Origin of the sequence: Kitasatospora sp. GP30, assembly GCF_029892145.1 — a bacterium.
GTDB lineage: Bacteria > Actinomycetota > Actinomycetes > Streptomycetales > Streptomycetaceae > Kitasatospora > Kitasatospora acidiphila.
Map to the genome: position 1 here is coordinate 79,280 of NZ_JARZAH010000017.1, position 24,122 is coordinate 103,401.

Annotated in this window: 1 protein-coding gene; it reads left to right on the top strand. The window is 73.4% G+C overall.

The genetic code is table 11. The annotated features are described in order from the left end of the window. Window positions 1-43: 43 nt before the first annotated feature. Window positions 44-24,052 (top strand): type I polyketide synthase, encoded by a 24,009-nt coding sequence (locus tag P3T35_RS23120; RefSeq protein ID WP_101378596.1) that lies wholly within the window; start codon window positions 44-46, stop codon window positions 24,050-24,052. Window positions 24,053-24,122 lie beyond the last annotated feature (70 nt).

Sequence of the window (24,122 nt, forward strand, 5' to 3'; positions counted from 1 at the left end):
ACCGGCCCTTTCTCCCTGACTCGTCACAACAGGCAAGGTTTCCATGGTGAATGAAGAGAAGCTCCGCGACTATCTCAAGCGGGTCACGGCTGATCTGCACCAGGCACGCCAGCGCCTGCGCGAACTCGAGTCAGGGGTTCCGGAGCCGATCGCGATCGTCGCCATGAGCTGCCGGTTCCCGGGTGGCGTGCGCACCCCGGGTGACCTGTGGCGGCTGGTGGCGGGCGAGGTCGACGCGATCGGCGAGTTCCCGGCCGATCGCGGCTGGGATCCGGCCGGGCTCGACGGCGCGGGCGGCTGTACCACCCGAGAAGGTGGATTCCTCTATGAGGCAGGGGAGTTCGACGCCGGATTCTTCGGCATCTCGCCGCGCGAAGCGCTTGCCATGGACCCGCAGCAGCGGCTGCTCCTGGAAGCCGCCTGGGAGGCGTTCGAGCAGGCCGGCATCGACCCGGCCGCGCTGAAGGGGTCGCGGGCCGGCGTCTTCGTCGGTGCCTCGACCTCCGGCTACGGCGCCGACCTGCGCGAGGTGCCCGAGGAGTTGGCCGGTCACCTCCTCACCGGCAGCGCGACCTCGGTGTTGTCCGGGCGGCTGGCCTACACCTTCGGGCTGGAGGGCCCGGCGGTGACGGTGGACACGGCCTGCTCCTCCTCGCTGGTCGCCTTGCACCTGGCCGCTCAAGCGCTGCGCCAGGGGGAGTGCACGATGGCGCTGGCGGGTGGCGTGACCGTGATCGCCAGCCCGGCGGCGTTCCTGGAGTTCAGCCGGCAGGGCGGGTTGGCCGTGGACGGGCGGTGCAAGCCGTTCGCGGCCGCCGCCGACGGGACCGGGTGGTCCGAGGGTGTCGGCATGCTGCTGGTCGAGAAGTTGTCGGACGCGCAGCGCAACGGCCACCCCGTGCTGGCGGTGCTGCGTGGCAGTGCGGTCAACCAGGACGGTGCCAGCAACGGTCTCACCGCTCCGAACGGCCCAAGTCAGCAGCGGGTGATCCGCGCCGCGCTGGCGAACGCGCAGCTGACGGCCGACCAAGTGGACGCCGTGGAGGCGCACGGGACCGGCACGAAGCTGGGCGACCCGATCGAGGCCCAGGCCCTGCTGGCCACGTACGGGCAGAACCGGTCCGCCGAGCGGCCGTTGCGGCTCGGCTCGCTGAAGTCCAACCTCGGCCACACCCAGGCGGCCGCCGGTGTCGCCGGCGTGATCAAGACGGTGCAGGCGATCCGGCACGGGGTGCTGCCGCGCACGCTGCACGTGGACGAGCCGACGCCCGAGGTGGACTGGTCGGCGGGTTCCGTGGAGCTTCTGACCGAGGCGGTCGACTGGCCGGAGACCGGTGAGCCGCGCCGCGTGGGTGTCTCGGCGTTCGGCGTCAGTGGCACCAACGCGCATGTGATCATCGAGCAGGCGCCGTCGGCAGAGGAGCCGCCGGCGGTAGGCGGCTCGGGTGGCGTCCTGTGGCCGATCTCGGCGCGGAACGCCGACGCGCTGCACGGCCAGGCCGAGCGGCTGCGGGACCACCTGGTGGCACGACCGGACCTCGAGCCGGCGGATGTCGCGTTCTCGCTGGCGGCGGGGCGTGCGGTCTTCGAGCACCGGGCGGTGGTGATCGGGGAGTCTCGCGGAGAACTGCTGGACTGCCTGGCGGCGTTGACGCGCGGCGAGGAGGATCCGGGGTTGGTGCGCGGGGTGGCGTCGGCCGGTCGGACGGCGTTCCTGTTCACCGGGCAGGGTGCACAACGTCCGGGTATGGGCCGGGAGTTGTACGAGGCGTTCCCGGAGTTCGCGGCGGCGTTCGACGCGGTGTGCGCGCGGCTGGACCAGGAGCTCGAACGGCCTCTGAAGGACGTGGTGTTCGGTGATGCCGCGCTGATCCACGAGACCGGGTACACCCAGCCGGCGTTGTTCGCGCTGGAGGTGGCGCTGTTCCGGCTGCTGGAGTCGTTCGGGGTCGTGCCGGATGTGCTGCTCGGCCACTCGGTGGGGGAGATCGCGGCGGCGTATGTGGCCGGGGTGTTCTCACTGGCGGACGCATGCGCCCTGGTGGCTGCGCGCGGCCGGTTGATGCAGCAACTGCCCGCCGGTGGTGCGATGGTGGCCGTCCAGGCGACTGAGACGGAGGTGCTGGCCCGGCTCGCCGACCGCGCCGAGGTGAGCATCGCCGCCGTCAACGGCCCGCGCGCGGTGGTGGTTTCGGGTGCGGAACCCGCCGTGCTGGAACTTGCGAAGCAGTGGGAGGGCGAGGGGCGCAAGACCCGTCGCCTGACGGTCAGCCACGCGTTCCACTCTCCGCTGATGGACCCGATGCTCGATGCCTTCCGTGCGGTGGTCGAGAGCCTGTCGTTCACGGCGCCGGTGCTTCCGGTGGTATCCAACCTCACCGGCCGGCTCGCGACCGCCGAGGAGTTGTGCGATCCCGAGTACTGGGTGCGCCATGTGCGAGAGGCGGTGCGCTTCCACGACGGCGTGCAGACCCTCCAGGAGTCCGAGGTCACTCGGCTCGTCGAGCTGGGCCCAGACGGCGTCCTCACCGCGCTCGCGCAGGACATCCTGACCACCGCCCCGCGCGTGGCGGTGGCCGTGCTGCGCAAGGACCGGCCGGAGACCCGCGCCCTCGCCACGGCCCTCGCCGGGCTGCACACGGCCGGCGCCACGGTGGACTGGACGCACCTCGTCAGCGGTGGCCGGCAGGTCGAGCTGCCGACCTACGCCTTCCAGCACCGGCGCTACTGGCTGCTGGACGAGCCGCTGCCGGGCGGCCGCGGTGCGGACCCGGCCGATGATGACTTCTGGTCGCTGGTCGAGCGGCAGGACCTCGCCGCGCTGGCCGGGACGCTCGAACTCGCCGAGGACGCGGCCCTCGGCGAGCTGCTGCCCGCGCTGGCGAGCTACCGCGGGCGTCGGCGTGACCGGTCGGCGGTCGACGGCTGGCAGTACCGCGCGGTCTGGCGCCCCCTGGCCGAGTCCGCCACCGCGCGGCTGGCCGGTACCTGGGTGCTCGTGGTGCCGCAGGGTGTCGCGGAGCTCGCCGACCGCCTGCACGCCGGCCTCGCTGAGCGCGGCGCGGAGGTCGTGCGAATCGAGGTCGGGCCTGCCGGCGGCGATCGGGTGGCGCTGGCCGGGCGGCTGCGCGGCCTCGGCAGCCTGTCGGGCGTGCTCTCGCTGCTCGCCTGCGAGGGCGCAGCCGAGGCTGACGCGACAAGCCTCGGCCGGACGGTGGCCCTGGTGCAGGCGCTCGGCGATGCGGGCGTGACTGCGCCGGTGCGGTGTGTGACGCGTGGTGCGGTGTCGGTGGGGCGGTCGGATCGGTTGGTGGCGCCTGGGCAGGCGTTGGTGTGGGGTCTGGGTCGGGTGGTGGCGTTGGAGTCGCCGGGCTCCTGGGGTGGTCTGGTGGATCTGCCGGAGGTGGTGGATGACCGGGTGGTGGGGCGTTTGGTGGGTGTGTTGGCTGGTGGGGTTGAGGATCAGGTGGCGGTGCGTGGTTCGGGGGTGTTCGGGCGTCGGCTCAGCCGGGCCCACGCTGCCCCGGCCGCCCTGTGGCGGCCGCGTGGCACGGTGCTGGTGACGGGTGGGACGGGTGCGCTGGGTGCCGAGGTGGCGCGCTGGTTGGCGGTGAACGGCGCCGAGCGGGTGGTGCTGACGAGTCGTCGCGGGCCGACCGCTGCCGGTGCCGAAGAGCTGTGTGCCGAGCTGGTCGCACTCGGGGTCGAGGTAGTGGTCGAGGCCTGCGACACGGCGGATCGTGCTGCGGTTGCCGGGCTGTTGGGGCGTCACCCGGTGTCGGCGGTGGTGCATGCGGCTGGTGTGCTGGCTGACGGCGTGTTGGACGGCTTGACTTCTGATCAGGTGACGGCTGTCCTGGCGCCGAAGGCGTTGGGTGCCTGGCACCTGCATGAGCTGACGGCTGACCTCGACCTGGACGCTTTCGTGCTCTTCGCATCCCAAGCCGGCGCCCTTGGCGCGGCCGGTCAGGGTGCGTATGCGGCGGCGAACGCGTATCTGGATGCGCTGGCGGAGTACCGGCAGGGTCTGGGCACGGTGGCCACCTCGGTGGCGTGGGGTCCGTGGGCTGGGGCCGGTATGGCGGCTGACGGTGTGGTGGTGGAGCGGTTGCGGCGTGGCGGGGTGGCCCCGCTGGCACCGGAGTTGGCGGTTCAGGCGCTGGGGCGGGTGGTAGCCGGTGGTGCGGCGTCGGTGATGGTGGCGGACATCGAGTGGGAGCGGTTCGCGCCGGCCCTGACCGCCGCTCGGCCCTCGCCGCTGATCGGTGAACTCGTCGCGAGCCCGGCTGCCACGGGCGCCCCGACCACCACACCGGCGCCGGAAGGCGACCTCCGGGCCCTGCTGCTGGGTCTCCCGGCGGCGGAGCGCGCTGGACGGCTGTTGGACCTCGTGCGGGCGGAGGCTGCCGCGGTGCTCGGCCACTCGTCGGGCGACGCGATCGAGCCCGGCCGGATCTTCCGTGAGTTGGGCTTCGACTCGCTGACCGCGGTGGAGCTGCGCAACCGCCTGGACCTGGCGACCGGGCTGCGGCTGCCGTCCACGCTGGTCTTCGACTACCCGACGGCGGAAGAACTGGCCGCTCACGTCGGTGCTGAGCTGCTGGACGAGGCCACCCCGGTCGAAGCGGACCCGGTGTCCGCTGTCGAGGCTGATCCGGTGGTGATCGTGGGGATGGGTTGTCGGTTCCCCGGTGGCGTGGATTCGCCCGAGGCGTTGTGGCGGTTGCTGTCCGGCGGCGGGGACGTGGTGGCGGGGTTCCCGGTGGATCGTGGATGGGATCTGGCGGGGCTTGAGGGTGGCTTTTCCCGGGTGGGTGGGTTCGTCGAGGGAGTCACGGGGTTCGACGCGGGGTTCTTCGGGATTTCGCCGCGTGAGGCGTTGGCGATGGACCCGCAGCAGCGGCTGCTGCTCGAAGTCGCCTGGGAGGTGTTGGAGCGGGCCGGGATCGATCCGGTCTCGTTGCGTGGTTCGCGGACCGGGGTGTTCGCGGGGACGAACGGTCAGGACTACCCGATGCTGCTGTTGGGCGCCGGTGACGGTGCCGAGGTGGCGGGGCATGTGGGGACCGGGAACGCGGCGAGTGTGGTGTCGGGCCGGGTGGCGTATGCGTTCGGGTTCGAGGGGCCGGCGGTGACGGTGGACACGGCGTGTTCGTCGTCGCTCGTTGCGCTGCATCTGGCCGTGCAGTCGCTGCGGGCGGGCGAGTGTGATCTGGCGCTGGCCGGTGGTGTGACGGTGATGTCGACGCCAGGAGCGTTCGCGGAGTTCGCACGGCAGGGCGGCTTGGCAGCCGACGGTCGGTGCAAGGCGTTCGCGGCGGGTGCGGATGGGACGGGGTGGTCGGAGGGCGTCGGCATGCTGCTGGTGGAGCGGCTGTCGGACGCGCAGCGGCACGGGCACCAGGTGTTGGCGGTGGTGCGGGGAAGTGCGGTCAACCAGGACGGTGCGAGCAACGGGTTGACGGCGCCGAACGGGCCGTCGCAGCAGCGGGTGATCCGCGCCGCGTTGGCGAGTGCCGGGTTGACGGCCGACCAGGTGGACGCCGTGGAGGCGCACGGGACCGGGACCGCGTTGGGTGATCCGATCGAGGCGCAGGCGGTTCTGGCCACCTATGGGCAGGGTCGGTCACCGGAGCGGCCGGTCCTGCTCGGCTCGGTGAAGTCCAACCTGGGTCACACCCAGGCGGCTGCGGGTGTCGCGGGTCTGCTGAAGATGGTGCTGGCGATGCGGTACGGGGTGCTGCCGCAGAGCCTGCACATCGAGGAGCCGAGCCCGCATGTGGACTGGTCGGCGGGTGCGGTGTCGCTGCTCACCAGCGCTGTGGAGTGGCCGGAGACGGGCGAGCCGCGTCGTGCGGGTGTGTCGTCGTTCGGTCTGAGCGGCACCAACGCGCACGTGATCCTCGAAGCGGCCCCGCCGGTCGCGGGGGTGGAGCAGCGCCAGACCAAGCCTGCCGGTGTGCTGCCGTGGGTGCTGTCGGCGAAGACCGCCCCGGCTCTGCGCGCGCAGACCGAGCGCCTGCGGGCCCACCTGGCCGCCCACCCGGAGCTGGTGCCGGCCGACGTCGCCCACACCCTCGCCACCGCACGCGCGGCACTGGAACACCGGGCTGTGGTCAGCGGAGCCGAGCGCGACGAGTTCCTCCGCGCACTCGACGCCCTCGCGCAGGAGGAGGCTGCTGCCGTCGACGTGACACGTGGTGTCGCGTCGGCCGGCCGAACGGCCTTCCTGTTCACCGGGCAGGGGGCACAACGTCCGGGTATGGGAAGGGAGTTGTACGAGGCGTTCCCGGTGTTCGCCGACGCCTTCGACGCGGTGTGCGCGCGGCTGGACGCCGAGCTCGAACGGTCGCTGCAGGACGTGGTGTTCGGCGAGGATGAAGCGATCCACGAGACCGCCTGGACCCAACCCGCCCTGTTCGCACTCGAAGTCGCGCTGTACCGGCTGCTGGAATCCTGGGGCATCAGGCCGGATGTGGTGATCGGCCACTCGGTCGGTGAGATCGCCGCCGCCCATGTGGCCGGGGTGTTCGCGCTGGACGACGCCTGCCGACTGGTCGCCGCCCGTGGCCGACTGATGCAGCAACTGCCCGCCGGCGGTGCGATGGTGGCCGTCCAGGCCACCGAGGACGAGGCGCTGGCGAAGCTCGGCGATCGCACCGACGTGAGCATCGCCGCCGTCAACGGCCCGTGCTCGATCGTGATTTCCGGCGCCGAGGCCGCCGTGCTGGAGTTGGCGCGGCACTTCGAGGCCGAGGGGCGCAAAGCCCGTCGCCTGACGGTCAGCCACGCCTTCCACTCCCCGCTGATGGTCCCCATGCTCGCCGAGTTCCGCGAGGTCGTCGAGACGCTCACCCTCGCGGCCCCGGCGCTCACACTGATGTCGAATCTGACGGGCCGCCAGATATCCGCTGAGGAGGTGTGCGACCCGGAGTACTGGGTGCGCCACGTCCGCGAGTCCGTGCGCTTCCATGACGGCGTCCAGGCCCTGGAGGCCGCCGGGGTCACCCGGTTCGTCGAGCTGGGCCCGGACGGCGTGCTGACCGCGCTCGCCCAGGACAGCCTGACCACCGCCCCGCGCGTGGTCACCACCGTCCTGCGCAAGGACCGCCCCGAGATCCGCACGCTGCTGGCCGCCGTGGCCGAGCTCCACGTCGATGGTGCGAGCGTCGCCTGGGCGCGTCTGCTGCCCGCCGCCCGCCGGGTGGACCTGCCGACCTACCCCTTCCAGCACGAGCGCTACTGGCCTGAGGCCGCTGCCGTCCCGGCCACTGGCACCGACCCGGCGGACGCCGCACTGTGGGCCGCGGTGGCGCGCGCCGACCAGGCCGCGCTCGCCGAGACCCTCGGGCTCACCGACCAGGCGCTGCTGGACGCGCTGCTGCCCGCCCTCTCCGCGTACCGCGAGCGAAGCAACACCCGTTCGCTGCTGGATGGTTGGCGCTATCGAGTGTCCTGGCGCCCGCTGGAGCCGCAGGCAGCCGCTGGGCTGCCAGGCCGCTGGGTCGTCGTCGTGCCAGAGATGCTGTCCGGTGAGGCTTCGACTCTCGTGACCGCCCTGGAGCAGCTTGGCGCCACGGTGGTGTCCGGCATCGAGGACGTGGGCGCGGCGGTGGACGGCACGACGACCGGCCTGCTGTCGCTGCTGGCGCTGGACGAGCGTCCGCACCCTGAACACCAGGAACTGACCATCGGTTTCGCGTCCACACTTGCGCTGGCCGGTGCGGGTCTCGGTGTTCCGTTGTGGTGCGTGACGCGTGGTGCGGTATCGACCGGCCGGTCGGACCGGGGCCTGTCGCCCGCGCAGGCGCTGCTCTGGGGCCTGGGGCGGACAGCGGCGCTGGAGTCGCCCGAATCGTGGGGTGGTCTGATCGACCTTCCGGAGGTTTTGGACGATCGTGCCGTCGGGCGTCTGTTGGCGGTGCTGGCCTCGGGTGTCGAGGACCAGGTGGCCCTGCGCTCCGCCGGCGTCTTCGGTCGCCGGCTCGTCCGTGCGCAGGCTGCCCCTGCCGCCGAGTGGCGCCCGCGTGGCACGGTGCTGGTCACCGGTGGCACCGGTGCGCTGGGTGCCGAGGTCGCCCGCTGGCTGGCGGGTTCGGGCGCCGAGCGGCTCGTGCTGACCAGTCGTCGGGGCGCGGCCGCGCCAGGTGCCGAGGAACTGCGCACGGAACTGTCCGCACTTGGTGTCGAGATCGTCGTCGAGGCCTGCGATCTGGCCGATCGCGCGGCGGTCGCCGCACTGCTGGAGCGCCACCCGGTGTCGGCATTGGTCCACGCCGCCGGTGTCAGCCACGCCGCCGCGCTGACCGAGACGGATCTCGCCCAGGCCGTGGCCGTGGTCGCCGGCAAGGTCCTCGGCGCCGTGCACCTGGACGAGCTGCTGGCCGACCGGGAGTTGGACGCGTTCGTCGTCTTCTCCTCCATCGCCGGTATCTGGGGCAGTGGCGGGCAGGCCGTCTACAGTGCGGCCAACGCCTTCCTGGACGCGCTCGTCGAGTCCCGGCGCGCCCGTGGCCTGGCGGGCACGGCCATCGCCTGGGGCCCGTGGGCCGAGATCGGCATGGCCGCCTCCGACGACGCCGCCGCCCAGCTCGCTCGGCGGGGCCTGCGGCCGCTGCCCCCGCAGCTCGCGATCGCGGCGCTGCGCAGCACGGTCGCCACCGCCGACGAGCCGATCACCGTCGCCGACGTGGACTGGGCCCGCTTCGCGCCTGCGTTCACCGCGACCCGCCCTAGCCCGCTCTTCGCCGACCTGCCTGAGGCCGCCGCCGCGCTGCGCGCCGACGACACCACCGCACCGGCGGCGACCTCCGGCCTCGCCGACCGCCTCGCCGCGCTGTCGGCCGCGGACCGCGAGCGCCTGGTGCTCGACCTCGTCCGCACCCACACCGCCGCTGCCCTCGGCCACAGCGGCGCCGCGGCCATCGAGCCGACCCGCCCGTTCAAGGACCTCGGCTTCGACTCGCTCACAGCCGTCGAACTGCGCAACCGCCTCCAGCAGGAGACCGGACTGCGCCTGCCATCCAGCCTGGTCTTCGACTACCCGAGCGCCGCTGACCTGGCGGCGCACCTGAAGGACGAACTCATGGGCACTCAGCCCCCGCAGCCGGACACCGCTGCCACCACGCACCACACCGCAGGCGCCGCCGACCCGATCGCGATCGTCGCGATGAGCTGCCGGCTGCCCGGCGGCGTGCACTCCCCGGAGGACCTCTGGCGCCTGGTCACGGGCGCGGGGGACGCCATCACGGAGTTCCCGACCGATCGCGGCTGGGACCTGGCCGCGCTCCACGCCACCGGAGCCGAGGACGGCTCGGATGACGCGCTCGCCACCATCGAGGGCGGATTCCTCACCGCCGCAGGCGAGTTCGACGCCGGCTTCTTCGGCATCTCGCCGCGTGAGGCACTCGCCATGGACCCCCAGCAGCGCCTGCTGCTGGAGACCACATGGGAGGCGATCGAGCGCGCGGGTATCGACCCCGCCGCGCTCAAGGGCTCCCGGACGGGCGTCTTCGTCGGTGCCTCGACGTCCGGTTACGGCGCCGGCCTGCACGATGTGCCGCCGGAGCTGGCGGGGCACCTGCTGACCGGTAGCGCGACCTCGGTCGTCTCCGGGCGGCTGGCCTACACCTTCGGGCTCGAAGGCCCGGCGATGACTGTCGACACGGCCTGCTCCTCCTCGCTGGTCGCGCTGCACCTGGCCGTGCAGTCGCTGCGCCAGGGCGAGTGCGACCTCGCACTGGCCGGCGGCGTCACCGTCATGGTGAGCCCGGCGGCGTTCCTGGAGTTCAGCCGGCAGGGCGGGCTGGCCGGCGACGGCCGCTGCAAGCCGTTCGCGGCGGCGGCCGACGGGACCGGCTGGTCCGAGGGCGTCGGCATGCTGCTGGTGGAACGGCTGTCGGACGCGCAGCGCCACGGGCACCCCGTGCTCGCGCTGGTGCGCGGCAGCGCGGTGAACCAGGACGGTGCGAGCAACGGCCTGACCGCGCCGAACGGCCCGGCCCAGCAGCGGGTGATCCGCGCCGCGCTGGCCAACGCCGGTTTGACGGCCGACCAGGTCGACGCGGTGGAGGCGCACGGTACCGGCACCCGGCTCGGCGACCCGATCGAGGCCCAGGCCGTGCTGGCCACCTACGGCCAGGACCGCGAGGCGCCGCTGTGGCTCGGTTCGCTGAAGTCGAACATCGGCCACACCCAGGCGGCCGCCGGTGTCGCGGGCGTGATCAAGACGGTGCTGGCGATCGGACACGGCCTGCTGCCGCAGACACTGCACGTGGACGAGCCCTCGCCCGAGGTCGACTGGTCGGGCGGCGCGGTGTCCCTGCTGACTGAAGCAATGGCCTGGCCGGAGACCGTCGAGCCCCGGCGGGCCGGTGTCTCGGCCTTCGGGGTGAGCGGCACCAACGCTCACGTGATCATCGAGCAGGCACCGGCGGTCGAGGCTGCTGCCGCGCCGGCGAGTGCGACCTCGGGCGAGCCGATGGTCTGGCCGCTCTCGGGCCGTTCTGCCGACGCCCTGCGGGCTCAGGCGGTCCGGCTCCGCGACCACCTGACGGCGCGCCCGGAGGACGATCCGATCGAGGTCGCCTTCGCACTGGCCACCGGCCGCTCGGTCTTCGAGCACCGGGCGGTGGTGTTCGGCTCCGGACGCGAGGAACTGCTGCGCGCACTGGATGGTGTGGCCCTGGACACCCAGGTACCGGGCGTGGTCGCCGGGTCCACCGGCCCGAACGGCCGAACGGCCTTCCTGTTCACCGGTCAGGGTGCTCAGCGTCCCGGGATGGGGCGGGAGTTGTATGAGGCGTTTCCGGTGTTCGCGGCGGCGTTCGACGCGGTGTGCGCGCGGTTGGACGCCGAGCTCGAACGGCCGTTGCGGGAGGTGGTGTTCGGCGGAGATGGGGCGATCCACGAGACCGCCTGGACTCAACCCGCGCTGTTCGCCCTTGAGGTGGCGCTGTTCCGGCTGCTCGAATCGTGGGGTGTGACGCCGGATGCGCTGATCGGGCATTCGGTCGGTGAGATCGCGGTGGCGCATGTGGCCGGGGTGTTCTCGCTGGACGATGCCTGTCGGCTGGTGGTGGCGCGCGGTCGGCTGATGCAGCAACTGCCCGCCGGTGGTGCGATGGTGGCCGTGCAGGCCACCGAGGACGAGGTGCTGGCCCGGCTGGTTGGCCGCACCGATGTGAGCATCGCCGCCGTCAACGGCCCGCGCTCGACCGTGATCTCGGGTGCCGAGGCCGCTGTTGTGGAGCTGGAGGGGGAGTTCGAGGCCGCTGGTGGCAAGGTCCGTCGCCTGACGGTCAGTCACGCGTTCCACTCCCCGCTGATGGACCCGATGCTGGCCGAGTTCCGTTCGGTCGTCGAGGCGCTCACCCTCGCGGCCCCGACGCTCCCGCTGGTCTCCAACCTCAGCGGCCGCCTCGCGACCGCCGAGGAGCTGTGCGACCCGGCGTACTGGGTGCGCCACGTCCGCGAGGCCGTGCGCTTCCACGACGGCGTGCGGACCCTGCACGCCGAGGGCGTCACCCACTACCTCGAACTCGGTCCCGACGGCGTGCTCACCGCGCTCGCTGACGACTGCCTGGCAGGCCTCACGCAGCCGGCGGACGCTGAGCCGCCGCTGCTCGTCCCGGCTCTGCGCAAGGACCGTCCGGAGCCGACCGCGCTGCTCACCGCGCTCGCCGAACTGCACGTGCACGGCGCCACCGTGCCGTGGGCCCGACTGTTCGACGGACGCCCAGTACGCCGGATCGACCTGCCCACCTACGCCTTCCAACACCGGCACTACTGGCTCGAGCCCGCGGCCGGCACCGGCGGCGACCCGGCCGCGCTCGGCATCGACCCGGTCCGGCACCCGCTGCTGGGCGCGGTCGTCACGCTCGCCGAGGACGGCGGCTGCCTGCTCACCGGACGGCTGTCGCAAGACGTCCAGCCCTGGCTCGCCGAGCACCGCGTGCACGGCCGGACCGTGCTGCCCACAACCGCGCTGATCGAGCTCGCGGTGCTGGCAGGCGACGAGGTCGGCTGCGCACTCGTCGAGGAGTTGACCCTGGAGGCGCCGCTGCCGCTACCCGAGGACGGCGCGGTACAGCTCCGACTGACCGTCACCCCTGCCGACGAGAGCGGTCAGCGGACCTTCGCCGTGCACTCCCGCTCGGAGGACGTCGAACTCGACGCGCCCTGGCTGCGCCACGCGACCGGCCTGCTGGCCGAGCCGGGTGACGAGGAGCTGCCGGAAGCCGACCTCGCGGCCTGGCCGCCGGTCGGCGCGACGCCGGTCGCCGTCGACGACCTCTACGAGCGGCTGGCTGCCGGCGGCTTCGAGTACGGCGAGCGGTTCCGCGGCCTACGGGCCCTGTGGCAGCGCGGGGAGGAGGTCTTCGCCGAGGTTGCCCTGCCGGGCAGCGGCACGGCCGAGGCCGAGCGCTTCGGTCTGCACCCCGCCCTGCTCGACGCCGCGCTGCATGCGCTCGGTGCCGGCGTCTTCGACGGCCTCGGCCGCGACCGGCTGGTCTTCGTGTGCCAGGGCGTCGAGCTGTACGCGGCCGGGGCGGCCACGCTGCGCGTGCGGCTGACCCGGACCGGCCCCGAGCGGCTGGCGCTGCTCGCCGCCGACCCGGATGGCGAGCCCGTGATCAGCATCGCCGCGTTGGTGTTGCGACCGGCCGCGGCGGCGGGGGAGTCCCGTCGCAGCGGTGCCCGGCAGCAGCGCCGAAAGGGCCGCGAGCGCGGCACCGGCCGCGGCCGGGCGGCCAAGCCCGCGACGGCCGAGGCGCCCACCGGCAGGTCGGCGAACCTGCGCGCGCAGCTGGCCGGCCTGGTCGAGCCGGAGCGTGACCGGGTCGTCCTGGAACTGGTGCGCACCCAGGTCGCCGCAGCGCTCGGGTACGAGTCGATGGCGGAGGTCCGGCCCGGGCAGCCCTTCAAGGAGCTGGGCGTCACCTCGCTGACCGCGGTGGAGCTGCGCAACCGGTTGGACAAGGCCACCGGCCTGCGGCTGCCGGCCACCCTGGTGTTCGACTATCCGACCCCGGCCGCGCTGGCCCGCCAGGTGCGGGACGAACTGCTCGGCGTAGCCCGGTCGGCGGCCGCCCAGGCGCCGGTCGCGACGGCCGGCCCGGTCGCGGACGACCCGATCGTCATCGTCTCGATGGCCTGCCGCTACCCGGGCGGCGTGACCACTCCGGAGGCGCTCTGGCAGCTGGTCGCGGACGGCGTGGACGCGGTCTCGGGCTTCCCGACCGATCGCGGCTGGGACGTCGACGGGCTGTACGACCCCGACCCGGACCGGCAGGGCAAGTGCTACGCCCGCGAGGGGGGGTTCCTGCACGACGCCAGCGCGTTCGACCCGGCGTTCTTCGGCATCTCGCCGCGTGAGGCGCTGGCCATGGACCCGCAGCAGCGCCTGCTACTGGAGACCTCGTGGGAGGCGATCGAGCGGGCCGGGGTCGACCCGGTCGCGCTGCGCGGCACCGGCACAGGTGTCTTCGCCGGCGTCACGTACCAGGACTACTCCGGGGTGCTGGCCGGATCCACGGACAACTTCGAGGGCTATGTCGGCACCGGCAACTCGCCGAGCGTGCTGTCCGGCCGGATCTCCTACACGCTGGGCCTGGAGGGCCCGGCGGTGACGGTCGACACGGCCTGCTCCTCGTCGCTGGTGGCACTCCACCTCGCGGTGCAGGCGCTGCGGGCCGGTGAGTGCTCGCTCGCGCTGGCCGGCGGCGTGACCGTGATGGCCACCCCGATGTCGCTGATCGAGTTCAGCCGCCAGCGCGCGCTCGCCGCCGACGGGCGCAGCAAGCCGTTCGCGGCCGCCGCCGACGGCGCGAGCTGGGCCGAGGGCGTCGGCATGCTGCTGCTGGAGCGGCTGTCGGACGCGCGCCGCCACGGCCACCCGGTGCTGGCGGTGGTGCGCGGCAGCGCGGTGAACCAGGACGGTGCGAGCAACGGGCTGACCGCGCCGAACGGGCCGTCGCAGCAGCGGGTGATCCGCGCGGCGCTGGCCAACGCCGGTCTGACGGCTGACCAGGTGGACGCCGTGGAGGCGCACGGCACGGGCACCTCGCTCGGTGACCCGATCGAGGCGCAGGCACTGCTCGCCACCTACGGGCAGGGCCGGGAGGTCCCGCTGAGGCTCGGCTCGATCAAGTCCAACATCGGGCACGGGCAGGCCGCGGCGGGGGTCGCCGGGGTGATCAAGATGGTGCAGGCGATGCGGCACGGCGTGCTGCCGAAGACGCTGCACATCGACGCGCCGTCGCCGCTCATCGACTGGTCAGCGGGTTCCGTCGAGCTGCTGACCGAGGCCGTGCCGTGGCCGGAGACCGGGCGGCCGCGGCGGGCGGGTGTCTCCTCGTTCGGCATGAGCGGGACCAATGTCCACACGATCCTGGAGCAGGCTCCGGCCGAAGAGCCGGTCGAGACCGGGCAGGCGATGTCGGTGGCGCCCTGGCTGCTCTCCGCCCGCAACGCCGACGCGCTGCGCGCCCAGGCCGAGCGGCTGCGCGAACTCCTGGACAGTGACGCGGCGTTGACGGACGTGGGGTTCTCGCTGGCGACCACGCGGTCGGCCTTCGAGCACCGTGCGGTGCTGGTCGGTGCGGAGCGGGACACCCTGCTGGCCGGCCTGGAGGCGCTGGCCCGTGGCGAGCGGCTGCCCGGGGTGGTGCGGGGTGTGGCTGCTGGTGAGCGGGACCGGGTGGTGTTCGTGTTCCCGGGGCAGGGTGCGCAGTGGATGGGTATGGCAGTGGAGTTGTTGGACTCCGAGCCGGTGTTCGCGGCGCGGATGGGTGAGTGTGCGGTGGCGTTGGCGCCGTTCGTCGACTGGGACCTGTTCGAGGTGCTGCGCGGTGACGGTGGCGTGCTGGAGCGCGTGGAGGTCGTGCAGCCGGTGCTGTTCGCGGTGATGGTGTCGCTGGCGGAGCTGTGGCGCTCGTACGGTGTCGAGCCGGCTGCGGTGGTGGGGCACAGTCAGGGTGAGATCGCGGCGGCCTGCGTGGCCGGCGCGCTCACTTTGGAGGACGCTGCCCGGGTGGTGGCGCTGCGCAGCAAGGCGATCCACGCGATCGCGGGGCGTGGCGGGATGGTCTCGGTCGCGTTGCCGCTGGCCGAGGTTCGCGCGTTGCTCACTGACGGTCTGTCGGTTGCCGCTGTCAACGGACCTGCCACCGTGGTGGTTTCGGGCGACATCGCGGAGTTGGACGCGCTGCTGGCCCGCTGCGAGGCGGACGGTGTGCGGGCCCGGCGGATCCCGGTGGACTACGCCTCGCACTCGGCCCATGTCGAGGCGCTGGAGGCCGAACTCCTGGACGTGCTGCGGCCGATCACACCGCGTGCCGCTACCGTGCCGTTCTACTCCACCGTCACCGCCGGCCGGCTCGACACCGAGCAGCTGGACGCGGCCTACTGGTACCGCAACCTGCGCCACACCGTTCAACTCGAAGCAACCGTCGACACGTTGGTGGCGGACGGCCTGGACACCTTCGTCGAGGTCAGCCCGCACCCCGTGCTCACCATGGCGCTCCAGGAGACCGCGCCCGAGGCCGTCGTCACCGGCACCCTGCGCCGCGACGAGGGGGGCCCGGCCCGCTTCCTGGCCTCCGCCGCCGAACTCCACGTGCACGGTGTCCCCGTGGCCTGGCAGTTCCCGGCCGGCACCCGCCGCGTCGACCTGCCCACCTACGCCTTCCAGCGGCAGCGCTACTGGCCGCAGCTGCCGTTCGCGATCGGCGGCGAGCCGCCGGCGGCCCCGGTCGGCGAGGCGACCGCAGACGCCCGCTTCTGGGAGGCCGTCGAGCGCGGTGACCTCCAGGAGCTGGCCCGGGCGCTGAAGGTGGACGACGCGGCGCAGCTCAACGCACTGCTGCCGGCGCTCTCCGCCTACCACCGCGACGAGCAGGACCGGTCGACCGTCGACCGCTGGCGCTACCGGATCAGCTGGAGGCCGCTGGACGATGCCGCGTCGCCGACGCCCGTCGGTCGCTGGCTGCTGGTCGTCCCGCCGGCCGAGTCCGCCCGCCGGCTCGCCGGCCGGCTCGCTGACACCCTCGCCCGGCACGGCGCTCAGCCGCTGACCGTGGAGGTCGACGCGGCCGAACCCGACCGCACCGCGCTCGTGACCCGGCTCACCGCCGCGCTGCCGGACGAGGAGCCGCTCGCCGGCGTGCTGTCGCTGCTCGCCCTCGACCCGCAGGCCCGGCACGGCTTCGGCCACACGGTCGCGCTGGTGCAGGCGCTGGGTGATCGCTCCGTCGGGGCCCCGCTCTGGCTGCTGACCGGTGGCGCAGTGGCGGTGGGGCGCTTCGACCGTGTCACCAGCCCCGCGCAGGCGCTGACCTGGGGCCTCGGCCGGATCATCGGCCTGGAGTACCCGCAGCGCTGGGGCGGCCTGCTCGACCTCCCCGACGCACCGGACGCCCGCGCCCTCGACCGCCTGGTCGGCGCGCTCGGGCGCACCGACGCAGAGGACCAACTCGCCGTCCGCTCGAACGGCCTGTTCGCCCGCCGGCTGGTCCGCTCGCCGCTCGGTGGCGCACACCCGCAGGCACCGTGGCGCCCGACAGGCACCGTCCTGATCACGGGTGGCACCGGCGCGCTCGGCGGCCGCCTCGCCCGCTGGCTGGCCCGAAGCGGCGCCCAGCACCTGCTGCTGACCAGTCGTCGCGGCCCGGACGCGCCCGGCGCCGATCAGCTGCGGGCCGAGCTGACGGCGCTGGGGGCTCAGGTCACGGTCGCGGCCTGCGACGCCGCCGACCGCGAGGCACTGGCCGCGCTGCTGGCCGCCGTGCCCGCCGACCAGCCGCTGACCGCCGTCGTGCATGCCGCCGGCGTGCTGGACGACGGCGTGATCGACACCCTCACCGCCGACCGCGCCGAGGGCGTGCTGCGGCCGAAAGCCGATGCCGCGCACAACCTGCACGAGCTGACCCGCGGGCTCGACCTGTCCGCGTTCGTGCTCTTCTCCTCGTACGCGGGCACGGTCGGCGGCGCCGGCCAGGGCAGCTACGCGGCAGCCAACGCCTACCTTGACGCGCTGGCTTGGCAGCGGCGCGCCGAGGGCCTGCCGGCCACCTCGGTGGCCTGGGGCGTGTGGAGTGGCGGCGGCCTGGTCGACGAGGCACTTGGCGAGCAGTTGCGCCGGCGCGGCATGCCGCCGATGGCGCCCGAGCTCGCGATCGAGGCGCTGCAGCAGGCGCTGGACCACGGCGAGACCGAGCTGGTGGTCGCGGACGTCGACTGGGACCGCTACGCGCCCGGCTTCACGGCAGCCCGGCCGCGCCCGCTGCTGAATGAACTCCCGGAGGTCCGGCGGGCGGTGGAGGCGGCGGCTACCGAGGCCGGAGCCGAGGCCGACGGCCGCGGCGCGCTCGCGGCCCGGCTGGCGGGCCTGACCGAGGCGGCGCGTGAGCAGGAGCTGTTGGCCCTGGTCCGCACCCACGCCGCCGAAGTACTGGGGCATGCCGGCCCCGACGCCGTCGAGCCGGACAAGGCCTTCAAGGCTCTCGGTTTCGACTCCCTCACGGCGGTCGAACTGCGCAACGCCCTGAGCCGTGCGGTCGGCCGCAACCTGCCGGTCACGCTGGCCTTCGACCACCCCAACCCGACAGCGCTGGCCCGCTTCCTGGCCGGCGAGCTGACCGGCGGCGCGGCGCAGTCGGCCGCGGTCGAACCGGCCACCGCGGCGGACGACGAACCGATCGCCATCGTCGCCATGAGCTGCCGACTGCCCGGCGGGGTGCGCAGCCCCGAGGACCTGTGGCGGCTGCTCACTGACGGAGCCGACGCGATCGGCGACTTCCCGACCGACCGCGGCTGGGACCTCGCCTCGTTGTACAACCCGGACCCGGAGAACACCGGCACCAGCTACACCTCGGGCGGTGGCTTCCTCTACGACGTCAGCGAGTTCGACGCCGACTTCTTCGGGATCTCGCCGCGTGAGGCGGTCACCATCGACCCGCAGCAGCGGCTGCTGCTGGAGGCCTCCTGGGAGGCGTTCGAGCGGGCCGGCATCGACCCGGACACGCTGCGCGGCAGCCGAACCGGTGTCTTCGCCGGCAGCAACGGCAACGACTACATCGGCCTGCTGGTCAGCGCGCCCGGCGGCCCGGACTCCTACCTCGGGACCGGGAACGCGGCAAGTGTGGTCTCCGGGCGGATCGCCTACACCTTCGGGTTCGAAGGCCCGGCGATGACGGTGGACACGGCTTGTTCCTCCTCACTGGTGGCGCTGCACCTGGCCGTGCAGTCGCTGCGGCAGGGGGAGTGCACCATGGCCCTCGCCGGTGGCGTCACGATCATGTCCAGCCCCGGCTCGTTCATCGACTTCAGCCGCCAGCGCGGCTTGGCCGCCGACGGGCGCTGCAAGGCCTTTGCGGCGGCGGCGGATGGGACCGGCTGGTCGGAAGGTGCCGGCATGCTGCTGCTGGAGCGGTTGTCGGACGCGGAGCGCAATGGTCACCCGGTGCTGGCGGTGGTGCGTGGCAGCGCCGTGAACCAGGACGGTGCGAGCAACGGCCTGACGGCGCCGAACGGGCCGTCGCAGCAGCGGGTGATCCGCGCCGCGCTGGCCAACGCCGGTTTGACGGTGGACCAGGTAGACGCGGTGGAGGCGCACGGCACGGGCACCCGGCTCGGTGACCCGATCGAGGCGCAGGCGCTGCTGGCCACCTACGGGCAGCGAAACGCCGAACGGCCCTTGTGGCTGGGCGCATTGAAGTCCAACATCGGTCACACCCAGGCCGCGGCCGGGGTGGCGGGTGTGATCAAGATGATTCTGGCGATGCGGCACGGTCTGCTGCCGCAGACCCTGCACGTGGACGAGCCGACGCCGCAGGTCGACTGGTCGGCGGGCGAAGTGCGGCTGCTGACCGAGGCGGTGGTCTGGCCGCAGACCGGCGGGCCGCGCCGGGCGGGTGTGTCCTCGTTCGGGATCAGCGGGACCAACGCGCACGTGATCATCGAGCACGCACCGGAAGCCCTGGAAGCTCCGGCGACGGTGGCCGGTGCGGTCACCCCGCTGGTGGTGTCGGGGCGCAGCACGGAGGCGGTGCGCGCCCAGGCCGAGCGGCTGGGCGAACTCCTGGGCACAGGAGTCTCGTTGGCGGACGCCGGGTTCTCACTGGCGGCAAGCCGTGCAGTGTTCGAGTACCGGGCGGTCGCGCTGGACGCCGGCGCGCTCGCCGCGCTGGCACGCGAAGGGGAGGCGCCCGGGCTGGTACGCGGTGTTGCGGGGGCCGGCCGAACGGCGTTCCTCTTCACCGGCCAGGGTGCACAGCGTCCTGGCATGGGACGGGAGTTGTACGAGGCGTTCCCGGTGTTCGCGACGGCATTCGACGCGGTGTGCGCATGGGTGGACGCCGAGCTCGAATTGCCCTTGCGGGAGGTGGTGTTCGGCGATGGTCAGGTGATCCATGAGACCGCGTACACCCAACCCGCTTTGTTCGCACTGGAGGTGGCGCTGTTCCGCCTGCTGGAGTCCTTCGGTGTCACGCCGGATGTGCTGATCGGCCACTCAGTGGGCGAAATCGCCGCCGCGCATGTGGCAGGCGTCTTCTCGCTGGACGACGCGTGCCGGCTGGTCGTTGCCCGCGGTCGCCTGATGCAGCAACTTCCGACCGGCGGTGCGATGGTGGCCGTGGAGGCGACCGAAGCCGAGATTCTGGAGCACGGTCTTGGTGACGGCGTGGCCATAGCAGCGGTGAACGGTCCGCGTTCCGCAGTGTTGTCCGGCGCCGATGAGGATGCGGTGCTGGCGGCGGCCGTGGTCTGGGAGCAGCTGGGCCGAAAGACTAGGCGTTTGCAGGTTTCGCATGCGTTTCACTCTCCTGCCATGGACGGGATGCTGGCGGAGTTCGCCGAGGTGGTGCGCGGGTTGGAACTCGCGGCGCCGACTGTCGCGCTGGTCTCCAACCTCACCGGACGCCTCGCGACCGCCGGGGAGCTCGACGACCCCGACTACTGGGTGCGGCACGTCCGCGAGGCCGTGCGCTTCCACGACGGTGTGCAGGCACTCCAGGAGTTCGGTGTCACCCGGTGCGTCGAGGTCGGCCCGGATGGTGTGCTGACCGCGCTGCTTCCGGAAGCCCCCCGGGTGGCCACCGCCGTCCTGCGCAAGGACCGCCCGGAAACCCGCACCCTCATCACCGCGCTGGCCGAACTCCACGTCAGCGGCGTCACCGTCGACTGGACCCGCGCCTTCCCCGGCGCCCACCGGATCGACCTGCCCACCTACCCGTTCCAGCGCACCCGCTACTGGCCCAAGGCGGCGCTCCCCGGCTCCGGTGACGTTCGCGCGGCCGGCCTGACCTCGCCCGACCACCCGCTGCTGGGCGCCGGCATCGAGCTGGCCGGCACCGACGGCTTCCTCTTCACCAGCCGCCTCTCCGTGGACAGCCAGCCCTGGCTCGCCGACCACGCTGTCTCCGGCCTGGTCCTCTTCCCGGGCACGGCCTTCCTGGAGCTGGCCGTCCGGGCGGCCGACGCGGTCGGCTGCGGCCGGGTGGACGAGTTCACCCTCGCGGCTCCGCTGGTGCTGCCCGAACAGGGCGCGGTGGAGCTCCAGTTGTGGATCGGCAGGTCCGACGAGTCGAGCGGGCTCCGCTCGCTCGACCTCTACTCCCGTCCGGCCGACGGCGCCGCCGACGAGCCGTGGACCCGGCACGCGAGCGGCGTGCTGGCCCCGGCCGTCAAGCCCGCGGAGTTCGACTTCGCCATCTGGCCGCCGGCCGGCGCCGCGGAGGTCGACATCGCCGACTTCTACGCGAACTACGCCGCCTCGGGATTCGCCTACGGCCCGGCCTTCCAGGGCCTGCGCCAGGTCTGGACGCTCGGTGACGACGTGTTCGCCGAGGTCGCGCTGCCGCAGGAGCACGCCACCGACGCCGCCCGCTACGGGCTGCACCCGGCGCTGCTCGACGCCGCGCTTCAGGCGGTGCTGTTCGTGGCCCTGGAGGATGTCGGCCTGGCCCGGTTGCCGTTCTCCTGGGGCGGGGTGACGCTGCACGCGTCCGGTGCCCCCACGCTGCGGGTCCGGCTGTCCCGGACCGGCCCCGACGCGATCGCGCTGGCCGTCGCGGACGGCACCGGTGCGCCGGTGGCCTCGGTCGACTCGCTGGTGCTGCGCCCGGTCACGGCCGCCCACCTGCACACCGAGCGCGACCCGCACCGCGACTCGCTGTTCCGCCTCGACTGGACCCCTGTCGAGACCCCCGCGCCCGCCCGCACGCCGCGCCTCGCCGTGCTCGGCCGCTCTGCCCTGCTGCCCGCAGACCTGGGTGAGCACTACGCGGACCTCGCCGCGCTCGCCGCGGCGGTCGAGGCCGGCGCCCCTGCGCCGGACGCGATCGTGCTGGCTCTGGACCCGCGGCCGGTGCCCGCCACCGGTGCGGCGGAGCTCGCGACGGCGGCGCGCGCCGCTGCTCACCAGACCCTGGCCGTGCTCCAGACCTGGCTCGCCGACGAGCGCCTCGATGCCGCACGGCTGGTCCTGGTCACCCGCGGCGCGGTGTCGACCGACGCGCACGACGGCGCCGTGGACCTGGAGCACGCCCCGGTCTGGGGTCTGGCCCGCTCCGCGCAGTCGGAGAACCCGGGACGGATCCTGCTGGTCGACCTCGACGGCACCGCGGAGTCCGAGGCCGCCCTGCCCGGCGCGCTGGCGTTGGACGAGCAGCACCTGGCGATCCGTCAGGGTGTGATCCGGGCCCAGCGGCTGGCCCGGCGCGCCCCGGCCGAGCTGCTGGCCGTGCCCGAGGGTGCCGACCGCTGGCGCCTGGACATCGACACCCGCGGCACCCTGGAGAACCTGGCCCTGGCTGCCTGCCCCGAAGTGGACACACCGCTGACGGAGGGACAGGTGCGGGTCGCGGTCCGGGCCGGCGGCCTGAACTTCCGCGACGTGCTCAACGCACTCGGTATGTACCCCGGCCAGGCCGGCCTGCTCGGCGGCGAGGGCGCCGGCGTGGTCACCGAGGTCGGCCCCGGGGTGACCGGGCTGGCCGTCGGCGACCGCGTGATGGGTCTGCTGTTCGGCTCGTTCGCCCCGGTCGCGGTGACCGACCACCGGATGCTGGCCAGGATCCCCGCAGGCTGGTCGTTCGCTCAGGCGGCCGCCACCCCGATCGTCTTCCTGACCGCCTACTACGCGCTCACCGAGCTCGCCCCGATGAGCCAGGGACAGCGGCTGCTGGTCCACTCGGCGGCCGGCGGGGTCGGCATGGCCACCCTCCAGCTGGCCCGGCACCTCGGTGTCGAGGTGTTCGGCACCGCGAGCGAGGGCAAGTGGGACGTGCTGCGCGAACTGGGCTTGGACGAGGACCACCTGGCCTCCTCGCGCACCCTGGACTTCGAGCAGAAGTTCCTGAAGGCGACCGGTGGTCAGGGTGTGGACGTGGTACTCGACTCGCTGGCCCGGGAGTTCGTGGACGCGGGCTTGCGACTGCTGCCCAGCGGCGGCCACTTCCTGGAGATGGGCAAGACCGACATCCGCTCCGCCGAGCAGGTCGCGGCCGAGCACACGGACGTCGCCTACCGGGCCTTCGACCTGATGGAGGCCGGCCCGGACCGGATCCAGGAGATGCTGGCCGAGCTGCTCGCGCTCTTCGAGTGCGGCGCGCTCAGGCCGCTGCCGGTGGCGAGTTGGGACGTGCGGCGGGCTCCGGAGGCGTTCCGGTACGTCAGCCAGGCCCGCCACACCGGCAAGGTCGTGCTGACCGTCCCGGCAGCGCTCGACCCGCACGGCACCGTGCTGCTCACCGGCGGCACCGGCGGCCTGGGCGCACAGCTGGCCCGCCATCTGGTGGCTGAGCGCGGCGTGCGGCACCTGCTGCTGACCAGCCGTCGCGGACCGGACGCACCCGGTGCGGCCGAGCTGTGTGCCGAACTGGCCGACCTGGGTGCCGAGGTGGCGATCGCGGCCTGCGACACGGCCGACCGCGAGGCCCTGGCCGGGCTGCTCGCGGCCGTGCCCGCCGAGCACCCGCTCACCGCCGTAGTGCACGCCGCCGGCGTGCTCGACGACGGCACCATCGCCTCCCTCACCCCCGACCGGCTCGACCACGTGCTGCGCGCCAAGGTCGACGCCGCACTCAACCTGCACGAACTCACCCGCGACCTCGACCTCGGCGCTTTCGTCCTGTTCTCCTCCGTCTCCGGTACCTTCGGCGGCGCGGGACAGGGCAACTACGCGGCCGGTAATGCCTTCCTGGACGCGCTGGCCCGCGAGCGCCGGGCGGCCGGCCTGCCGGCGGTCTCGCTTGTCTGGGGTCCGTGGGCGCAGGGCAGCGGCATGACCACCGCGCTGGCCGAGGCGGACGTGAGCCGGATGAGCCGCGGCGGCATGGTCGCCCTGACCGCCGCCGAGGGCCTGGCACTGTACGACGCCGCGCTCGCGCTGGACGCGGCGAACCCGGTGCCGATGCTCCTGGACCTGGCCGCCCTGCGCGGCCAGGGCGAGGCGGTCGCCACCCTGCTGCGCGGCCTGGTCCGCACCACCGTCCGGCGCACCGCCCAGGCCGGCGCGGTGTCGGCAGACGCGGCGGGCGCGCTCGCCCAGCGGCTGGCCGGTCGCGGACCGGCCGAGCGGGAGAGCCTGCTGCTCGACCTGGTCTGCGGACAGGTGGCGATCGTGCTCGGCCATGCCTCCGGACAGGCGATCGAGCCGGGCCGCGCGTTCAAGGAGCTCGGCTTCGACTCGCTGACCGCTGTCGAGCTGCGCAACCGGCTGAACGCTGCCTCCGGTGTCCGGCTGCCCGCGACGCTGGTGTTCGACTATCCGACCCCGCAGGCGCTGGCCGGCTTCCTGGACGTCGAGCTCGCGCCGCAGGAGCCCGCCTCGGCCGGTGAGCCGGTGCTCGGCGAGCTGGACCGGATCGAGCGCACACTCGCCGCGCTCGCCCCGGACGAGGACGCACGCGGACAGATCACCCAGCGCCTGCAGCGGCTACTCGCGACCTGGACCGCGAGCGGCGGCGAGGCGATCGAGGACGGCGAACTCCAGGCGGCCACCGCCGACGAGTTGTTCAGCCTGCTCGACGACGAACTCGGCATCTGACGGACCGGCGGACCGGATCGGGCCCACCTGGGCCCAGCCCGGTCCGCACAGCCGCGGTGCCCGGCTGCTC